Annotated in this window: 12 protein-coding genes and 3 pseudogenes; 9 read left to right on the top strand and 6 right to left on the bottom strand. The window is 59.5% G+C overall.

The features are described from left to right. Nucleotides 1–685 precede the first annotated feature (685 nt). From G6038_RS09850 to G6038_RS09830, 5 genes are all read left to right on the top strand, one after another. The gene (locus G6038_RS09850; RefSeq protein ID WP_165037490.1) at nucleotides 686–892 is read left to right on the top strand and encodes an IS110 family transposase; all 207 of its coding nucleotides are present in this window, start codon (nucleotides 686–688) and stop codon (nucleotides 890–892) included. A 108-nt stretch (nucleotides 893–1000) separates the two neighbouring features. Next, nucleotides 1001–2812, top strand: a complete 1812-nt coding sequence (locus tag G6038_RS09845; protein ID WP_165037489.1) for an AAA family ATPase — start codon at nucleotides 1001–1003, stop codon at nucleotides 2810–2812. 263 nt (nucleotides 2813–3075) lie between these two features. Beyond that, nucleotides 3076–3699 carry a GHKL domain-containing protein gene (locus G6038_RS09840; protein WP_165037488.1) on the top strand — a complete coding sequence of 208 codons (624 nt, stop codon included), beginning with the start codon at nucleotides 3076–3078 and terminating at the stop codon, nucleotides 3697–3699. Beyond that, nucleotides 3692–5101, top strand: coding sequence for a response regulator (locus G6038_RS09835; protein WP_165037487.1), 1410 nt, complete (start codon nucleotides 3692–3694; stop codon nucleotides 5099–5101). Before G6038_RS09840 ends, G6038_RS09835 begins: the two co-directional genes overlap by 8 nt. Nucleotides 5102–5259: 158 nt before the next feature. Next, on the top strand, nucleotides 5260–8157 hold the full coding sequence (locus tag G6038_RS09830; RefSeq protein ID WP_165037486.1) for a class I SAM-dependent DNA methyltransferase: 2898 nt from the start codon (nucleotides 5260–5262) through the stop codon (nucleotides 8155–8157). A 427-nt stretch (nucleotides 8158–8584) separates the two neighbouring features. Here G6038_RS09830 and G6038_RS09825 read toward each other — a convergent pair whose 3' ends face one another. Further along, nucleotides 8585–9685 carry an ISAs1 family transposase gene (locus G6038_RS09825; RefSeq protein WP_206024519.1) on the bottom strand — a complete coding sequence of 367 codons (1101 nt, stop codon included), beginning with the start codon at nucleotides 9683–9685 and terminating at the stop codon, nucleotides 8585–8587. 344 nt (nucleotides 9686–10029) lie between these two features. Between G6038_RS09825 and G6038_RS09820 the strand changes: the two are divergent. Next, a pseudogene (locus tag G6038_RS09820) lies at nucleotides 10030–10242 on the top strand (IS1634 family transposase); the annotation flags it as partial. Between the two features lie 441 nt (nucleotides 10243–10683). On the opposite strand, the gene G6038_RS09815 reads toward G6038_RS09820, so the two are convergent. After that, nucleotides 10684–11313 (bottom strand): hypothetical protein, encoded by a 630-nt coding sequence (locus tag G6038_RS09815; protein ID WP_165037485.1) that lies wholly within the window; start codon nucleotides 11311–11313, stop codon nucleotides 10684–10686. Nucleotides 11314–11877: 564 nt separating this feature from the next. Between G6038_RS09815 and G6038_RS09810 the strand changes: the two genes are divergently transcribed. Then, nucleotides 11878–12660 (top strand): transposase family protein, encoded by a 783-nt coding sequence (locus G6038_RS09810; RefSeq protein WP_346772788.1) that lies wholly within the window; start codon nucleotides 11878–11880, stop codon nucleotides 12658–12660. Between the two features lie 1396 nt (nucleotides 12661–14056). Here the strand turns inward: G6038_RS09810 and G6038_RS09805 are convergent. Further along, the gene (locus tag G6038_RS09805; protein WP_165037484.1) at nucleotides 14057–14641 is read right to left on the bottom strand and encodes a hypothetical protein; all 585 of its coding nucleotides are present in this window, start codon (nucleotides 14639–14641) and stop codon (nucleotides 14057–14059) included. 427 nt (nucleotides 14642–15068) lie between these two features. Between G6038_RS09805 and G6038_RS09800 the strand changes: the two genes are divergently transcribed. Both G6038_RS09800 and G6038_RS09795 read left to right on the top strand, forming a co-directional pair. Continuing rightward, nucleotides 15069–15824, top strand: a complete 756-nt coding sequence (locus tag G6038_RS09800) for a DUF6345 domain-containing protein (RefSeq protein WP_165037483.1) — start codon at nucleotides 15069–15071, stop codon at nucleotides 15822–15824. 14 nt (nucleotides 15825–15838) lie between these two features. Then, nucleotides 15839–16708 carry a hypothetical protein gene (locus tag G6038_RS09795; protein WP_165037482.1) on the top strand — a complete coding sequence of 290 codons (870 nt, stop codon included), beginning with the start codon at nucleotides 15839–15841 and terminating at the stop codon, nucleotides 16706–16708. 260 nt (nucleotides 16709–16968) lie between these two features. Here G6038_RS09795 and G6038_RS09790 read toward each other — a convergent pair. From G6038_RS09790 to G6038_RS09780, 3 genes and pseudogenes are all read right to left on the bottom strand, one after another. Next, a pseudogene (locus G6038_RS09790) lies at nucleotides 16969–17352 on the bottom strand (transposase); the annotation flags it as partial. Between the two features lie 194 nt (nucleotides 17353–17546). Then, nucleotides 17547–17672 (bottom strand): annotated as a pseudogene (locus G6038_RS31250) (transposase); the annotation flags it as partial. Nucleotides 17673–17956: 284 nt separating this feature from the next. Beyond that, the gene (locus tag G6038_RS09780; protein WP_165037481.1) at nucleotides 17957–18601 is read right to left on the bottom strand and encodes a GntR family transcriptional regulator; all 645 of its coding nucleotides are present in this window, start codon (nucleotides 18599–18601) and stop codon (nucleotides 17957–17959) included. Between the last annotated feature and the right edge of the window lie 49 nt (nucleotides 18602–18650).

The raw sequence follows: 18650 nt of genomic DNA, 5'->3' as shown, positions 1-18650 counted from the left end.
ATGAGTGACAAACCCCAGGTGACCGAGCTTGCCCGATTTGTCGGTTGTTGTGGTTTCTCATCGATCTTGTCGATTTCTCAAGATCATATCGAGGACGACATCGCCTCGACGTTTGCGCAGGTCGCAGCGAGGATACAGAGGCGTAGTGCCCGGAATGTCCGAGGATGGGGGCAACTTGTTGAGAATCCAGCAGGGATAGGACGGTGAGAAACCGCAGGTCAAGCTCCTGAGTCAGCGGCAAGTCGCCGATAACCTACAAGTTATAGGTTTCGCGGAACGGTGTCACCTTCCTGTGCCATTCGATCCGAGGCATTGCCAGAGCACCTGAGGCAAGCGCAGCGTTAATGCCATTAATTTGAGGCAGACCGTCGGTCTACCTGCATGATGGGGGGTTTCGGGACGGTCGATGCGCGAAGCGCTAATCGACAGGCACCGTGATCCTGATCAGCTCGCGGAGTTGGCCAGGGGCGGATGCGCGTAAAGGTCCGGCGTTGATCGAGGCGACGCCCGGGCAGTTGACCGACCATCACGGGTTCTTGATCCGCATGTACCTGGAGCTGATCGACCGGTACGGGCAGGCACTGATCGATCTTGATAACAGGGGATCGCCGAGGCGGTGGCACGTTTTCGGGCGGCCGGGAGCTGTTGACAGGCATCCCGGGCTTCTCGACGAACCATTGCTGAGATGTGCGGTGACATGGGTGTGTTCCCCACCGCCGGGCATCTCGCTTCCTGGGCCGGCACCGCCCCGGCTCCCACGAGTCCGCCGGCCGGGTCGAGTCCACCACGACCCGACCCGGAATGTCGGCACGGAAGACGTGGCCACCGTCGATCCTCGGCAGTAGCGTTGCGACAATGCCTGCGACTGGAAGGGTGTCGCGCACACGCGTAAGCGCGAGCATTCGATAATGTCGGGCAGGAGGGGCCGCCACTCTCAGTGCCCTAACCTCAGCTCGGCACGGAGGAGGGCATCAAGAGCATGTGGATCTCGAGGATTCGAGTGACCGGAGGGTTCCTCAACGGCATCGACGTCTCGTTGAGCAACGGGCTCAATATTGTCGTTGGCCCCCGAGGTGCTGGCAAGACCACTTTCCTCGAACTCCTGCGCCATGCCGTCGGTGCCCAGCACGCGGAGCAAAGTCCGGCGGCGCTGCGTCAGCGCCAGGCCTTTATAGACGCGGTACTGGGGGCAGGAGAGGTAGTTATCGATGTGGAGACCGAAGACGGAGGCAGACGTCTTGTGGTTGATGCAAAGGGCAGTGGCCAGCGGCAAGACCTTTCGCGCTCGGTCCTGGTGCTTGGGCAGAACGAGCTTGAGGAGATCGCGTCCGATGCGCCCAGTCGCCTCAATCTACTGGATCTCCGGACTGGCGCGTCGACGAACCTTCCAGATCGTAGTCAGGCCGCCATACTGACGGGCGAGATCTTCGAGATCCGAACCAAGTTAGAAGATCGTCGTGAAGAATCGATGAAGCGTGAGCGTCTCGTGGCGGACCGGGAACTTCTTTCATCCCAAGAGGCAGCCCTATTGGGCGGCAGCACTGCTCAGCTGTCCGATCAACGTGAGCGACTTCGCCAAGCTGAAGAACATGTCATCCAAACAGGCCGAGATCTGGAGAATATTGAAGCGGTCCGGGCTGAGATCGCTGACCTCCTGACATCGCAAATGCAACAGATTGACCACCTGAGCGCAACAGCCCATCGCGCTGTCAACCTCTCGACGATACATTCTGTCCGGGATGCTCTAGTAGAGGCCGCAAGCCTGTCGCGACGTGTTGTTGAGATGCTTCAGACCGCCCAAACCGATCTGGACCAGGTTAGAGCCGCAACGCGGGAAAACAACATCGCGGCCAGAGAGACAGCCGCCCCGATTAGGGATGAACTTGAGCGAGCGGAGGCTGGTCTTGGGCAGATCACCGCGCAGTTGCGGAACATAGACGCGGCGCTGCGTGCCCTCGACGAGAACGACGTCCTCATGCACGACCTGGAGGATCGCCGAGCAAACCTTACCCAGCGTCGGCGTTTACAGCTTGACCAGGCGGAACAAGCTGAAGAAGACCTCTACAAGATTAGAGCCGAGGTTGCACGCACCACCACCTCACAGATTGCGAATAATGTGGTGGTGGTGGTAGACCACCTCGCCGACGCAAGTGAGTTCCGAAGCTACCTCCGGGAAGCACTCCAAGGAACTGCCACCCGCTCAGCGCTGGTAGAGGCAGTCGCGGATCGCGTGCTGCCGCGGCAGCTGTTGGAAATGGTCGAGGATCGCGATGTCAGTGGTCTCGCGGCGGTCGCAAGCGTCGCCGCGGACCGAGCGCAGAAGTTGGTCGAAAACCTCGACAAAAAGAAGACCCTTGAAGGACTCGCCGAGATCCAGTTGAGCGACAGTGTCGATTTCAGACTCCGAGACGGGTCAGTCGACAAGAGCGTGGACGCACTCTCAACGGGACAAAAGTGTGCCGTCACGCTTCCCATCGTCCTTTCGGAGCGCGAACGGACCCTGATCCTTGACCAACCAGAAGATCATCTGGACAACGCGTTTCTGGTCACGAACGTAGTAAGCGGACTCACCGCGCGACGGCTCTATGGAGCGCAGACGATCGTCGCGACCCACAATGCCAACATTCCGGTTCTGGGCTCCGCTGACAACGTTATCGTCCTAACGAGCGATGGCCGAGTCGGAAGTGTTGACGTTCACGGTCCATTCGACGCGGAAGAAGTCGTTGACAGGATTACCCGCCTCATGGAAGGTGGGCGCGACGCCTTCGCTCGTCGCTCGGCCTTCTACGCGGAGCATGGCGGTCTCCATTGACCGATGAAGCGCCCCACCCACTGGAGGGCTTGAGGTCCTCCTCGCCAAGCGACCGCGCCAGGGCTGCGGTATGGCTTGTCCAGCACCCGCACAACATCACGACACGAGACCTAATGCAATCGCTACAAACAGAGAACGTCCCCCAGTTGCGCAGGATGTTGCTCCAAGTGCTGGAGGCGAGACAGAGGGCATCCACTTCCTCTCGCGACGGGTCGTCAAATCTCAGTCAGGTCAATGTTCGGCCGGCATCCGAAGCTACACCGGTGACTGATCAGGTCGACATCGCAACGCTCATACGTCATGAACTCTCTCCAGCCGTAGGCTGGATCAGACTTGCTGCAGACGGCGAGATCTCGTCGTTCTCAAGCAGTAAGACCAACGAGGCGGTTCGAAAACTACAGCGGCGAATCGACGGACTCGTAGCGATGATCAAGTCCGGTGAAGAATTGAATCTCCGCCGACTCCGCCTACCGCACGTCTTAATCGAAAGCTGGCCCGATGCCCACACCTTCCCGCTCGTCCGACCAACTGCGGATGAACAAACCATCGACATCGAGACGGACGAGGGCCTGTTCCTCATCCTTATGTCCAACATCTACCAAAACGCGATTGACGCTTCTGTTGAAGCAACCGGCGCAGCATCGGCACAAGTCACGTGGGGTTTCACGGCTCGCAACTATTGGGTAAGGATCGCCAACCCGTTCAGAGGCGACCGACTCTCGTTAACAGATGTGGTTAACGTCGGCAACTCATCGAAGACGGCACACCAGGGGCAGGGGCTCGCCCTTATCCAGACCGTTGCTGCACGCCTCGGCATCGCGATCACTCTCGAAGGACATAGTGGCACCGCATCATTCATTCTTAGCGGGAAGCGGCCCAATGATTAATCCAATTGCGGTCCTTGTCGAAGATGATCTTCAACAATCAGAGGTCTCGAAGGGCGTTCTTGAGTCAGCGCGCTTCGATGTCCGAGTCTTTGATTCCATCGCTCCGGCATTGGAGTACCTACGTGCGTCGGACGAGCTGATCGATCTCTTCGTCCTTGACCGACGCCTGCCCGTGAACGCCGGTGAACCGGCTACCGACGAGTTGGGGGACGAACTCCTGAAGGAGATTCGAGCAAGCCACAAAGACGCCAGACTCATCGTCTTCACCGGATACGCAGATGTGAGACACGTACAGGCCGCACTTCAGGGCGGCGGACAGCTGCCGATGCAGAGTGGGCAGCCGATCGACCGAATAACAGTGCTGGAGAAGGATCAATCCATTGAATTCAGACTCATAGTCTCAGAGTTTCGTCAGCTATTGCAGACGCTCGAAGACATAGAAATTTCAACCTCTGAGGGCAGCCATTCGCTGAGCTACCTAGACAAGCGTGTGCTCCGGAGGCTGGCGTTCGAATACCACGCGGTATCGATTTCGGTTGTGTCGCTAGGTGGTGGACTCACTGGAGCTAGTGTATGGAAGTGTGAGCTAGCCCGGCAGGAGGGTCATATCGCCACGATCGTCGCGAAGCGTGTTAAGGAGTTCAACCCCATGGGTGGGCTCCCCGACCTTATGCCCCGAGCCAACACGACCTCCACGATGGCGACGCTCTCGGGGCTCATGGGGGGCAACTACATCAGCGTGCTTCAGATCGCCGGCGACAGCCCCCGTGCGCTCATGACGCTGCTCGTCGAAGATCCGGTCAAGGCCGTCGAACTCGCTTGTCCTGTCTGGACTGCGCTGCACACAGTGGCAAGCCAACGGCAGTCCCTATCAATCGCTGAGATCTGCAAATCCCTGATCAACTGGGACGAAATTGCTGCGCGGCTCGACCCCTATGGCATTGAAGTACCCGCTGGAACCCTTAACGCGACGACTAGGATCGGTATCCGACACGGAGATCTCCATCCCGGCAACCTACTTGTCGACAACGATCAAGCAGTACTGATCGATTTCGACAGCAGCACATTCGCGGCAGGACTCTTAGACCCGGTAACGATGTTGATCTCGACGCTCGTTCATCCTGACTCACCGATAAGAGGATCCTGCTGGCCAGACACTGCCGAGGTCACGGAACGTTTCGGTACGGCTGACTTCGGATTGGGCCACGGCTGTGAGGCATGGTTCCAAGGCGTCTATAAGTGGATTCGAGAGAGCCGAACCAGCGACCGCGAGTTTTGGGCCCTGGTTCTTGCATACTCCGCGCGTCAACTCGGCTACCAGGACGTACTGGCTGATCCGGCGGTGGTCGACCGTGTCGTCGCGATTGCCCGACGTGCGGCGGATGTACTGGCCGCAACATAAGGGACTGCTGCACGATCAGGTGACAGGATCACGCAGCCTTTGCGGCCGGCGTGGTCATATTGGTCTCGAATGCGACGAGCGTCAATCGACTGCCGTGCGAGAGTGTGCGGAGCAGATGAAAAGATGAGCCGTCACGTTATGCACTGAAGCGAGGTCCGATGTCGAAGCCTGCCATGATCACCCGGGGAGAGATCCGGCACAATCTTGATGCCTTCGTCGTGCGTTGGCATGAGAAGATCGCTGGCTGGGACCAGAAGCAACGTGGGCGGTCGGAGATCTCCAACGCGCAGATGTTCTGGGCAGACCTGCTCCGGCAGTTCGGGATCATTCCGGAACGAATCAACCTGTTCGAGCGGGACGCACAACGAGCATCGACGGGCAGAAACGGCTCCATCGACGTCTTCTGGTCTGGCACCTTTCTAGGCGAAGCCAAGTCCATCGTCGACGAGGACTTAGACGGCGCCTACGAGCAAGCACTCGATTACCTCCGTGGCGGCTCAGTTCAGCAACACGAGTGGCCTCGCTACGTGATGGTGACAAACTTCGGAACCTTTCGGATCGTCAAGCAGGGCGAAGATGTATGGACTGCAGAGTTCCCGCTTGAGAAACTTCCGAATCACGTCGACCAGCTTATGTTCCTCGCGGGGCAGGAGACGATCACCAAGCGCGAAGAGGCTGTCGCGTCACGCACTGCTGTCGAGCTGATAGGCCGCCTGTACACCGCAATGGTGGGCGAGGAGTCTGATGAGGCAATCGGGGAAGAGGCCCCGCGTTCACCAGAGGAAGAAGACACTCAGGTTCTGCACGCATCAATGTTTCTGACGCGTGTGCTGTTCCTGCTGTATGGCGATGACGCAGGATTATGGGAGCAAGACTTATTCTATCGGCTTGTGTTATCCGACACGACGGCAGATACCCTCGGACCGCAGCTCTCCGCACTCTTCCGGGTACTGGACACACCAGAAAAGAAACGGCGACGTGTACCGGAGTCGATGGCGAAGTTCCCGTACGTTAACGGCTCCCTCTTCGCCGACCCACTTGACCCCGGGTTCTTTACCCCCCCAATGCGAGATGCGTTGCTCGCGGCGTGCCGCTTCAACTGGAGCACCATCTCGCCAGCCATCTTCGGTTCGATGTTCCAGACTGTGAAGTCTAAGGAAGCTCGACGCGCAGCTGGGGAGCATTACACAACCGAAACGAACATCCATAAAGTACTAGGGCCCCTCTTTCTCGATAGACTCCGCTCTGAGGCAGACCGGCTGATCCGCAACAAAGGGACGACGCAGAAGGAGTTGCGCGCATTCCGCGACAGTCTCGCAACAATTCAAATGTTGGACCCTGCGTGCGGATCAGGCAACTTCCTGACCCTGGCTTATCAGGGGCTGCGGGACATCGAAACTGACATCATTACGCACCTACGTCGCCTCGAAGGCACCGAGGGTGAAGCGTCGCTGGATGTGACGCTCGAATCGAAGGTCACTATCGACCAGGTACACGGGTTTGAAATCGGATGGTGGCCGGCGAAGATCGCGGAGACAGCAATGTTCCTTGCTGATCACCAGGCTAATCGGAAACTTGCGCTGGCGGTGGGCGATGCCCCACGACGCCTGCCGCTGACGGTCACGGCCCACATCCATCACGGCGACTCTTTGTGGATGGACTGGTCCGACCTGGTTAGACCTCGGTATTCCTCTGGATTCCTCACCTCGCCGAACCCCGGCAAGGGATCGCCAGGGCCGACGTACGTCTTCGGGAATCCCCCATTCGTGGGACACAAGAAGAAGAAGGAGGTAGCTGACGACCTGCGGCATGCATGGGGTAATCGGCCGAGTAGCGCGCTTGACTACGTCACCGGTTGGCACGCCAAGACACTTAACTTCTTTGAAGACCGCCCCGGTGGTGGGGAGTGGGGTTTTGTGACGACAAGCTCAATCGTTGCGGGCCAGCAGACCGCCGCGCTATTTGAGGCGGTTTTCGACGCCGGATGGAAGATCAAGTTTGCGCATCAGCAGTTCCTATGGAAGTCCGAAGCTCCCAAGGCGGCCGTGGTGCATTGTGTGATTGTCGGATTTACCCGCGACCAGGCTGCCCGACAAAGGTTGTGGGCCTACCCGAAGGTGAAGGGCGATCCCATCCCGGTCGAGCTTCGGCGAGGTATTAACGCGTACCTAATCGACGGCCCAGACGTGCTTGTTCGGCCTCGGTCCAATCCGCTGTCTCCTCAGCTGCCACCCGTACACTACGGCTCAATGCCCGTCGACAACGGCAACCTCTTGCTCTCGAAAGATGCCTACAAAGTCGCGATGGCCGATCCGATTGCAGCAAAATACGTCCGCCCGTTCATCGGGGCGGACGAGCTTCTCAACGGCACCTCCCGTTGGTGCTTGTGGCTCGTGAACGCTCCTGCTTCGGACATTACTGGCTCACCATTCATCAAGGCGCGGGTCGAGGCGTGCAGGACATGGCGTTCTGAACAGTCGAGGACTGGTGACGCGTACAAGTATCGAGACCTACCGCATTTGTTCCGGCCCAACAAGACCGTCCCCACAGCGCCCTACCTCGCAATCCCCTGTCACGTCTCCGAAAATCGTCGCTACTTCACCGTTGCGCGGTATGACGCAGACGTGATCTGTGGAAACGCGAACTTCCAAGCTCCTGACGCCGACGGACTAATGTTCGCACTTCTATCTTCCTCAATGTTCATGTGTTGGCAGCGCTCTATTGGAGGCAAGATCAAGTCCGATCTGAGGTTTGGTAAGAGCACGTCCTGGAACACTTTCCCATTGCCAAACCTGGACGAAAAGACACGCGCAGCCATTATTGACGGCGGACGAAAGGTGCTGGCAGCTCGGGAAGCTATCCGCGCAGAACGGGGGCCGCAGTCCCTGTCCGACCTGTACGAACCGCTGGCGATGGACCCGCGACTCTTGAAGGCACACGACGCTCTCGACCGCATCGTAGACCGGGTATTCGGCGAGCCGCGAAAGTTGAGTAGCGACTCGAAGCGTCTGGAAATCCTGATCGATGCCTACGTCGAACGTGGCGCTGAACAGTAGATACGCGCAGAGGCGCGGTCCGGGAATCGCGTGAGGGCTGTGGGGTTGACGGGGAGGTGCGCATGCTGCACGCTTCGCGCACGTATGCGCCTGCTTGTCCGGAGGGTGAAGCAGCCATCGACCCGAGTGGGCTCACGTTTTCGGGATGAATGACGGCTCACGTCTGTGACCTGATGGTTGTCGTCCCGACCGGCCTCATTTCACGCACTATCTGTGGCGGGTGATGACGTTGTAGACACCGGGCAAGGCGGGGGTTGAGGGCTTGTATCTCTTGTAGTACCCCTTCTACGGGGAGGTAGGTCACGTACGGTGGCCTCGGGAGGGTCGGAGGACGCGCCGCTTTTCGGCTGAGCGTTCGGGCTCGTGAAAGAGATCGTCTCCTCCGTCCCGTCTCCACAGGGCCCCGGCAAAGTCATGTAATTGCATGTCAGATGGTGTGAAGTAGGTCGATAGGCCTGTCCTGGTTGCGGCTGTGGTGGCGTAGGGCGGCGGCGATGCTGGTCTGGCCGGCCAAGCGGAGGACACTGACGACGGTGTTCCGGATCGTGGCCATGACGTGTGGTCCGGTGCCGGTGCGGATGGTGGAGCGGTCTTCGTCGAAGGTAACGTCACGCACCCAGTGGAGGCGGTTCTCGATGCCCCAGTGCCCGCGGATCCAGTCCGCGACCTGCGACGGAGCAGCACCGGTCATGGGCATGGAGGTGATCAGGTAGACGACCTCGACGGTCTTGCGACCATTTTTCCTGGTGACGGTGCGGCGGACCTGCAGGACCTGGGTGGCGTGCGGGAAGCCGAGACCGGCGGCGACGTCGGTGGCCTTGATCGTGCGCCGCTCACGCCGCCCGTGCCCACGCCCGAGAGTCGAGGTGGAGGCGGGGATCTTGTTCCACGGCAACACTGTCAACCTGTCCTTCAGGAGGGGCTGGTTGTTCTTGACGGTGAACACGTAGTGCCCGCCGCGGCCCACGATGTAGTCGGCGGTGGCCCGCTGACAGTGCAGGGCGTCCGCGGTGACCACGACATCGGTGAGGTCGAGAGGGTCGAGCAAGTCGGTGATCAGCGGGATCTCGTTCGTCTTCGCGCCGACCTCGACCTGCCCGAGCACCACCCCGCTGCCCTGGTCGAGAGCGGCGAGCAGATGTGTCAGATGCCCGGCCGTGTCCTTCGCTCCCCGCAACGTCTTTCCGTCCACCGCGATCACCCGTCGTCCGTCGATCACCCGGGTCCGCAGCCACGCCCAGGCACCGATGACCTGGTCCAACACGGCGACGTCGAGGCGGGCGAGGGTGCGGCGGATCGTCGATTCCGACGGCGGCCGGCCCTCGATCCCCAGCCGGCCCAGTGCTTCAGCCGGCGCATCGTGAACCCATTCGGCGATCGCGGTGAACGAGCGCGCCCCCGCGCACACCGCGGACAGTGCCACCGCCAGAATCGCCGCGAGTCGGTGTCGGACCCCGCGCCGTGCCCGGGGATCGGGCACCTGGTCGAGGACTTCGAGGATCCCGGTGTCCGGCACCGGAACGGGCATGGGAGAAGATGGGGCTGCGGGCACGACTCGTTCCTGGTTGTGGTGCTGGTGTAGGAACTTGAATCATCACCGAGACGGTCGTGCCCGCTCCAATCCACGCTCGCCGTCCAGCATCATCTCACCCTGAAACCGCAGATCAGCGGGCATCACACACGACTTTGCCGGGGCCCTGCGGGTTTGGTGCCGCCGGTCGAGCGGTCGCCCACCGCAGTGCGGCAACTTCTACCCTGACACTGAGATCGAGTGTTTCGGTCATGATCGTGCCTTCTCGCCAAGCAAGCTCGGCGTGTCGGCCAAAACCAGATCAACCTTTATTCCGACAGTCCCCACTAATCTGGTGCAACTCGGGCCTGACCGTGGTGTTCGCGGCGTTGGCCGTGTCGCGGGTGGTGCAGGAACGTAGTGGGTTTGCGATCGGCAAGGTCGTCAAGCTGTTGCGGCCGCTGCGATCGGCGACGATCGCGATCAACGGCACCCGGCACACCTTCCCACCCCAGGTCGACGCCGACATGCAGGCTCTGCTCGACTGGCTTTCAGACCCGGAACTCACGCACTAACGAAATGAGCCAACTCGGGTTCGAGGGTGTCGGTGAGCCGGTGGTTGTCGGCGTCGGCGAGTCAGCCAGCCACCCGGTGACCTGCCGGACGGACGGTGCCGGCGGTGGCGCCGGCCGCGTTCGGTGTGCGGCTCGCCTGACTTGCACAGGCTGAGGGGAATTTCCGGCATCAGCTGACGTTTGCACTGGTAGTGGCGTCGATGGTCGGCGATATGGGGCATTAATCGGCCGGTAGGATCGCAGGTTGTGGCCGCGTATATCCGTAAAGTTCGGACCGCTTCGGGAGCGACAGCGGTGCAGATCGCGGCAAAAGTATTTTACGGCAACCGAACGTTGTGAGACCCCCTCCCATCGCATTCGCTCTGCAGGGTGGAGTCTTGTGCCAGCAGAGATGGGCGTGAGAGTGCTGCATGACGGAGGCAGCATGGAACTCGTTCTTTGTCAGCTCATTTCGAGAGCCGTTTCATGTACCAATACACCGATGGCGTCTACATCGGGCGAGGTTACGGTCAGATTGATGGCGACTTCGAATGATTCGTCGTGTACGTGTATCTCAGGTCGAACCTTGAAGAGCAGGAAAGAAACCACTGCCTTCTTGGCGGAGTCAACTCCGGTGTTTACCTGCAACAAGTCCGACTCGGGCACGTTAAAGAACGCACAGAATTCATCCCCTCTGATGCTTCCGTTTGCCACCACGTGGGCATCGCGTGGGGCAGATGTCCCAGCGTCCCATCTAACTACAAGCGAGTTTTCACTGTCACTGAACTTCCACTCGCAACTCTCCCAGCCACCGGACGGAGCTGGAGAATCTCCGTTATGCTCAAAGGCAAGCACATCTGCGTTCTTGAAAGCGTCGAGGTCTACCTTGTCGCCAGCAAATGCCGAGCCCAACAGACCGGCCAAGCCCTTATAGCTGCACCCGAAGTCCTTCACCGTGATTGACGGAGTCGCATCATGAATTGCGTAGGTGTATGCGTTCGGTTCGCCAAGCACGTTAGTGGGAGGTGACCCATTGAGGTCCTCCCCGGCCGGTGCGGCAAGGGTGCGTGCCCAGCGGATTTCGGTAGTCATTGCGCCCCTCATGCGTCACGATGGGAAGTCACGGATCCTCGTATAGGAAGTAACGAAATACATTGTATCCAATACGTCTCGCGGATATCCGACAAAGGTACGAACGCATTGTCCACGCTCCCCAAATAAGGATTCCCCACCACGCAGGGGAAGTCAATAGTCCACGTTGACTCATCCCGCCGCCGGCTTCGAAACGGGACACTAAACGAAATGTCCTAACTCAGGCCGAACACGCACCGCCGCTACCTGCACAAATGTCCGCGACTACCCCGCAAATCAGCTCAGCTGGTGCAAGTCAGCCACCTATCCCTCCCGGGGACGCCTCGCAGGCGTGAAAATGGGGTCGGGTCGCCTGCCGACGCCGACTTTCCCTTGGGTCTGAGCCAGGGCCCCGGCAAAGTCGTGTGCCCGCTGATCTGCGGTTTCAGGGCTCTTCCGGAAATGGAGTGCAGGAGAGGGCGTGAAGATCCGAGGTTGACGCTGGTGTCGTTGCCGTGAGAAGGGCCCCGGGCGGTCGAAGATGAAGGTTCCTACGCCACACATCGCGACCACACCGGGAGCCCAGTGTCCGAGCCTACTTCCCTGCCCGCGTCGATCGTCGCCGACACGATCATGCGCACCATCGAACTCGGGGTCACGATCACCGACGCCGCCGTCGACGGCGAGGTCACCGTCGTGTTCTGCGATCTGTTGGTCGACGGACCCGACCGGTGCCCGAGCTGCAGCCAGGCAGGGGCGTACCGGGACACGGTCGTGCGCACGGTGACGGATCTGCCGGTGGCCGGCCACCCGCTGCAGCTACGGGTGCGGGTGCCCCGCTACCGGTGCGAGAGCGCATCGTGTGAGCGGGAGGTGTTCCGACACAACACCGATCGTCTGGCGCGTCCCGGCTGGTCGACCACCCGACGCTGCGCCCGGCACATCCTGCGCCAGTTGATGATCGACCGCACCTCGATCGCGGCGATCGCCCGGGAGCTCGGTCCGTCGTGGGACACGGTCAACGCGATCGCGACCTGGGCCACCACGACGCTGATCACCACCGACACCTCCCGCCTGGAGTCGGTGCGGGTGATCGGGGTCGACGAGCATCGCTGGGCTCACACCCGTGGTGCGGCCGGCGACGGGTATGTCACCGTGATCGTGGACCTGACGCCGGTGTTCGACGGCACCGTTGCCCGCTCCATCCTCGTCGTGGTCTGGCATCTGCTGATCGATGCAAACGCCCGGTTCTGCGACCTCGGCGCCGACTACCACACCCGCCACATCGACACCGAACGCAAGCTTCGCAGCCACATCGCCCAGCTCGCCGCCCTCGGCTACCGGGTCACCGTCGCGCCCGCTGCCTAACACCACCGCACACCTTCACACGCTGATCCGGCTCCGCAAGCTACGCCGGATGCTATCGCCTGCCACTCACCTTCGGCATTTTCCGGTCAGGTGAAGGGGCACTTACCCCAGGTCAGTACTCTGTTCCCTCAGAGTCAGTACTGTGTTCCTTCAGACTTGACGCAAAGCGCTGACGTCGCGGAACGTGAGTTTGGCGACCACAGCGTCCTAATCGGTTCGGGGAAGTCCCGGTGCGCGAGCCCTGTCGAGCCTTGGCTCAGTCATGCAGTTGTAGCTCAGCTGCTGGACCAGGGGTCTTCGCGAGGCAATCCTCTATGAGCGAGACCGATCAATCGGTTCAGACCAGTAGCTCGTCGTTGACACCCTCCACAGGGCGGAACACCAACAGCAGAGGCGCCCTTCTTGATCAGGTCACCGAGCCCCATGGGGGACTTCACGAACCGACGGGGTAAGCGAAGAATAATCTTCGGCTGCGGCTGTCGTAAAATCCAATTCATAACCACAGCGCCTTTCCGTGTGAGCCCATCCCTTTAACTAGTTGATAAACAGTCTCAGGTGCGCTGATATAGATATCAGGCGCACATATATTAAAATGGTCTTGGATTTCCAATTACATAACCGGGTGAATTTACGAACCGGCTAGAAAGGGCCGCATTGCCTCGAATCCGCGCACTCTGTGTCACAATCCCGGGAACCCATAGATTTGACATTTCCGCTAGATCTGCGGAGAATTCTACGCCCAACTGATAGGGCGAGTGAAACAACAGACGGGCCGGATCGGTATCATAGCGATCCAGCTGCCCGAACTCAAATGCTCCGACTCGGTGAAAGTAGTAAAAATCACAATCTCGGGATGGCGATCCACACTTGGGATGCTTCGAAACGAAATTGTGCGCGTATTGCCAGTGATGCCAGGACTCGTGCACCAACGTCTGTGCGCGTTGGCTTGGAGAATCTGATGTCGATCCGAAGTCAAACAGACTGCAGAAAAGACGGGTTCTATTCTGCCGGAAAAATCCCATATTCCGGGCTTTAGCGAGAGCGCCTTCGGGATCTGACTGGGCCAACTGCAGGTAGAACGAAGCGTGAAACCGGTTATCTGCTGCGCAAGAACTGTTGCGGTAATCCTCAGTGGAGTGCCATTGTAGGGAGTGATTGTCCGACAAGGCGTAGTTAATCAGGAAAGCGGCATTGACAACCTTTCCAAAGGGGAGAGTGAGATTGCAAGCGTCGTTATATCCCGCAAACTTCCATGTGTAGTGGCTGAGATTGTAAGTCTGCCATACCCATATAAATAGGTCGCGCCAGCATCCGTAAAGGGCTTGTACGGCGGTTTCTTCGATCCCTGCCCCTGTGGCGCAGACGGGAAATTCTCCGACAACCGGAGGGTTTTCGATCATGAGGTCTCGCCTCCCCCGTTGCCGGCATTCCTAGGTTGTGGGTGCTTGGCAGGTGCCTGCCCGCACTCTGGATGAATGATCGGTGACTTGGGAAGTTCTTCCGGATAGTGCTCGTAAAAGGCGCGGACTTTGGCATCGAACTCACGCGGGTCTGAATTCCGTTCAAGACGTGCCAACCCGACGAACTTGACCTCATCCGGTCGGGCGGCCGCCCTCGCAGCTTCAAGTGCCTCGGCGCTGTCGTCATGATTGAAGACAAATGCATCTAGCGCGGCAATCCTTACCCCTTTGGATGGGTGTCTTCCGGCGATCTCTAGAACTTTTCCGAATGCTTTCGCCGTTCTCAAGAACGCCAGCATCTCCACCGCCCGGGCCTGCAGCGCACTCGCGTCGTCCGGATACGTCGTCGCGTCCCCTTGATCCGGTTGACGCGGATTCGACGGGAATATGCTCTCCGGAGGGAGGCTGATGAAGTCAACGAGGCCGTCAAGCACCTCATCCTTTCTGAGTTCACCCAGAACGGAAAGCAGGAGTGAATGACTCCCGAAGTCGCGAGCGGGCAATTCGAACAATCGAGTCATCAGTGCACCCGGGAGCAACGTATCACCGCGAGCTTCAGCGATCGTCTCCCGAATGAGCTGCGCCTCAGAAACAGGCACTGACGCCAGCCAAGTCAGGAATGGTTCGACTGTTCTAAAGGTAAGGGGGACAGGACGCTGGACTCCGACCCTAGGACCATCGAATCGTGGCGGTTCCAAACTCGTCGGCGTGCCTTTCGTTCCACGCCGACCGAAGCGCATTGCGAGAAGGACCGCTACCACGCCTCCGGCGAATGCGACCGGCGTAGTCGTTACAGCAGCAACAGGAATCCTGGAGTGTTTCACTGTCCTTCGCAACCCATCCATGTTGTTAGCATCCGTCCTAGACAGATGCGGAGGTATGGTTGGTTTTGGGATTCAAGAGGTACGCTAGCACTCGTGCACCCATCTGGCCAAGGAGGTCGCGGCTATGGTTCGCATCGGAGTCGAGTGGATAACGAAGTTTCCGCTCACTGTCAGCAGCACCGAGGAGCCTATCTCCCAGTGTCAGAATCCGACACTGCGGTACGTAGATGATATTGCATGGGGCTTCTACCTAGCGATGGGTGCCAACGGACACCAGCAAGTGTTCGCCTGGGGCGAGAACAACGCCTGGGCAGACGATTTTCGTCACAACGATTTCGGTGGTGATGCGCTTAACTGGAGTGACAATGTGCACTTCTGCTATTATGCGTCGCACGGCGGGCAATTTCTCCAAGAAGACTTGATAAACAAGCTATTCATCGCATTTGCTTCCCAGCATACCTACTGCCTGTCGAGCTCCGAGCGATGGCGTCTTGGATCGCGGATGCTGAAATGGTTTGTGATCGATTCTTGCGACATCGTACTGAATACGGAACCTCGTCACATCGTCGACGTTTGGTCACGACCGATGCAGGGCGTTCACCTCGTGTTTGGATTCATCGGACTCCAGCACGTGGGACCTGCGGAGAGGGGACGAGGTATCGCATTTGCCAATGCCGTTTCCGCTGGTCGGCCGCTGGCAAACGCGTGGCTCGAATGCTCCTATGCTTGGCATCACGCCGATGAGGTCAATCGACCAATCGCTATTGCCGCCGGGGTCAGTCGAGAAGATGCGATTAACCGGCGCGAGAACGAAACCCTTGGGTATCGAGACGTCGAGGTCAGGTCGACAAATTGGCTCGCGTGGAAGTGGCGGGGCTAGAGGGAGCACCTCAGATGACAAACTACATGTTGCCGCCGCCGCATCCAGCAGAGATGAGCATCTTTGCTCTGCAGCCAGCAGCGTTCAGCGAAGAAGTTACAATTGAGATAGCCGAGCGTTTCGGGCTGAGTGGCGGAAGGCAGGTGACTGTCCTTCACCGGCATCCGGAATGGCTTGCGATCACACAGGGAAGCCTTGAGGTTCGCGTCTTCCGTGGTTCTGGAGGCTGGTGCTACCGCAATCGCGCGATATGGCAAGTCGACGACGGCGAATCTCATCTTGAGATCACAGATGAAACGGGCGTCGAGCTAGCAATGAAGTATGTCCGCGAGCTTGAACTGGCAGATCAGCGCGAGCTTCGACTTCTTAAAGTGACGCGGCTTCATGTTGGGGTGACGGACCGGGCCGCCGACTACGCTGAGGAAAGGGTCATCGATCTCGGAGTCGCCTTTCAGCGTGTCATAGACGGCGTGCCGGTAGAAGGACCGGGCGGAAAAATTGTTGTTTACATAGATCACCGCGGTGTGCTCACTGGAGTTGACCGGCTCTGGCGCGCGTTGGGTGACAAACAAGCTGTGTCCGAGTTCCAGCCACTGCAGGTTGCTCTCGACGATTTGGAGTCGACGTGGGGACATTCAGAGGATGGCACCATGGTGGTTGAGGAGGCACGGCTAGCTTACTATGAACTCGGGTGGGAACATGCGCAGGAGTATATGCAGCCTGCTTATATCCTCCCCATTCGAATCACATCCCGGGGTGCCAAACCGTTCACTACAAGGTCGGAACATATTTTCCCTGCAGCTCTAAATAGTGTCGGGCCGTTATTTCCGTCGGCTGCTCGGGTCGAGCCACAGAACGTGCGGCAGAGCAGCAGAGAAGTCTGATTGCCCATTTCATGGGCTCAAGCACAATCGGCTAGTCGGACTGCTCGTGCCCTGAACCGGGATCGGGCCCGGTGAGCGGACGCCCTATAGTCGCAAGAGTCGCCGAAGCCAGCTTGATCTAGGCCTGAATCCAGCGACGTGATGCCGAAGCCCGTTCCAGCAGAACGAGTAGATGTATGGGGCAGTTGCGGGCATGCGGTGACCGCTGGTCTGCCCAGCTCTTCCACGGTGGGGTCCCGGTCGCCCGACTTAGGACATTTTTAGTACCCCGCGAAGCCGAGGTCCGCGAGAATTTTTTGCTGCGCGGCCGGGATCTGCGGTGGGAACGACTCGGTGGCCCCGTTGATGACGATCGTGGAGGTCCGCAACGGCCGTAGCTGCTTGACGACATTGCCGATCGCCAACCCGGTGCGGTCCTGAAGTTCACGGGCGACGGCCAGCGCGGCGAACACGATAGTCAGGTGCGCCTCGATCGCATCGCGGGTGCGATGGAACATCGGCCGAGCCCGCAGATCGGTTTTCGACATCCGAAACGACTGCTCCACATGCCACAGATCATGATATTTCGCGATGAGGTCGCGTGAATCCATCACGGACGCAGGTAAGTTCGAGACATAGCCCTTCAGCCCGATGAGTGAGCGGGCTCCCGGTGCGGTCGAGGTGTGTGGCGTAGAAGCCTTCGTCATCGATGTGCCGGGGCCGTCTTTCGGCAACGACACCACCGTCAAGCTCGCACCCTTCACGTACTTCATTCATGGATAACCATTATTATCCATCATGGACGGTCACGAGTTGCAGAAGACGCGAACCCGTGACGTCCGCCATCGGTGGTGCGATGACCCGTCCAGGACGCCAGATGTGCCGGCGTCTCGAACGCGGTCATGTCCACACCGGTCTCGGCCAGGATGTTCTCCGCGCCGGTGGTGCTCAGCCCCGGGACGGTCGCGAGCAGTTCTCGTGCCCAGTCGAGGTCGTAGTCGGTGACCAGGGTGTCGACGTGGCGTGTCGGTGCGGCCGGTTACGACCCGGTTGCACACAGAAACAGAAGTCACCAGTGCAGTGATGGGGTCACAGCCGTGCCGCATAGGGCTCCGCATCGATCATGTTTCAGATCTTGGTGGTTGATGATCGCCAGGTTCGTCTATGAGTGTCGAACAGGGGACTCCACCGCAATCACACACTCTGTAGGTGCGACGAGCAGTGTGCTCATCGCACCTACAGACTTCTGGGTTCTCCAAGTGCGAGTGCTCAGAGGGGGGCGCTCACCGAGGCATAGGCGAATTCGGTGAGATAGTCGATCAGAGATCGGGCTGCCGCTGCAGCTCGCTCGCGGTCTTGCTCTCCGATTGCCGTGAGAAGTTCACTGTGGCGATCGATTGCGATGGCGACGTCGTCGGGATCGGTCCGAAGATGGGCGAACCAGTATCGTCGTGACAGGCCCTGTAGTGGTGCCATGGCGTTTTCCAGAAACTGGTTCTGGGCCGATTCGGCCACCAGTTCGTGTCCTGCTCGCAGGACACGTTCGAATTCGTGCAGGTCCCGACCGGTGAAGGACTCGAACTCTTTCGCGCGCTGCAGCGCGGCGGAGCGCTGCTCCGGTCGTGCACGCGAGGCGGCGAGGGTCGCGGCCATCTCTTCGAGGGGCCGGCGTGTCTCCAGAAGTTTGAGCTGCGATTCGACCGAGATGGGAGGAACCAGGATCCCTCGCCGCGGCACGACCTGCACGAGATTGTCACGTGAGAGGCGCTGGAGCGCTTCCCGCAGGGGTGTGCGGCCGAAACCGGATTTGTCCATCAGTTCTGCTTCGGACACCATCGCGCCGGCCGGGAGCTCTTGGAAGATGACCATTCGTTCCAGCACGTCGTACGCCTGAGCCGACTTGTTGGGCGTCATCGGTCCCTCCCGCGCTCGGCCGGACGAAGTGCGTTTCACCCCTGTCTGG

It is taken from the genome of Rhodococcus sp. 14C212, assembly GCF_011058195.1.
GTDB classification, from domain to species: Bacteria; Actinomycetota; Actinomycetes; order Mycobacteriales; family Mycobacteriaceae; genus Rhodococcus; species Rhodococcus aetherivorans.
The sequence above is the reverse complement of the archived record's forward strand: the minus strand, read 5'-3'. Positions and strand labels throughout refer to the sequence as shown.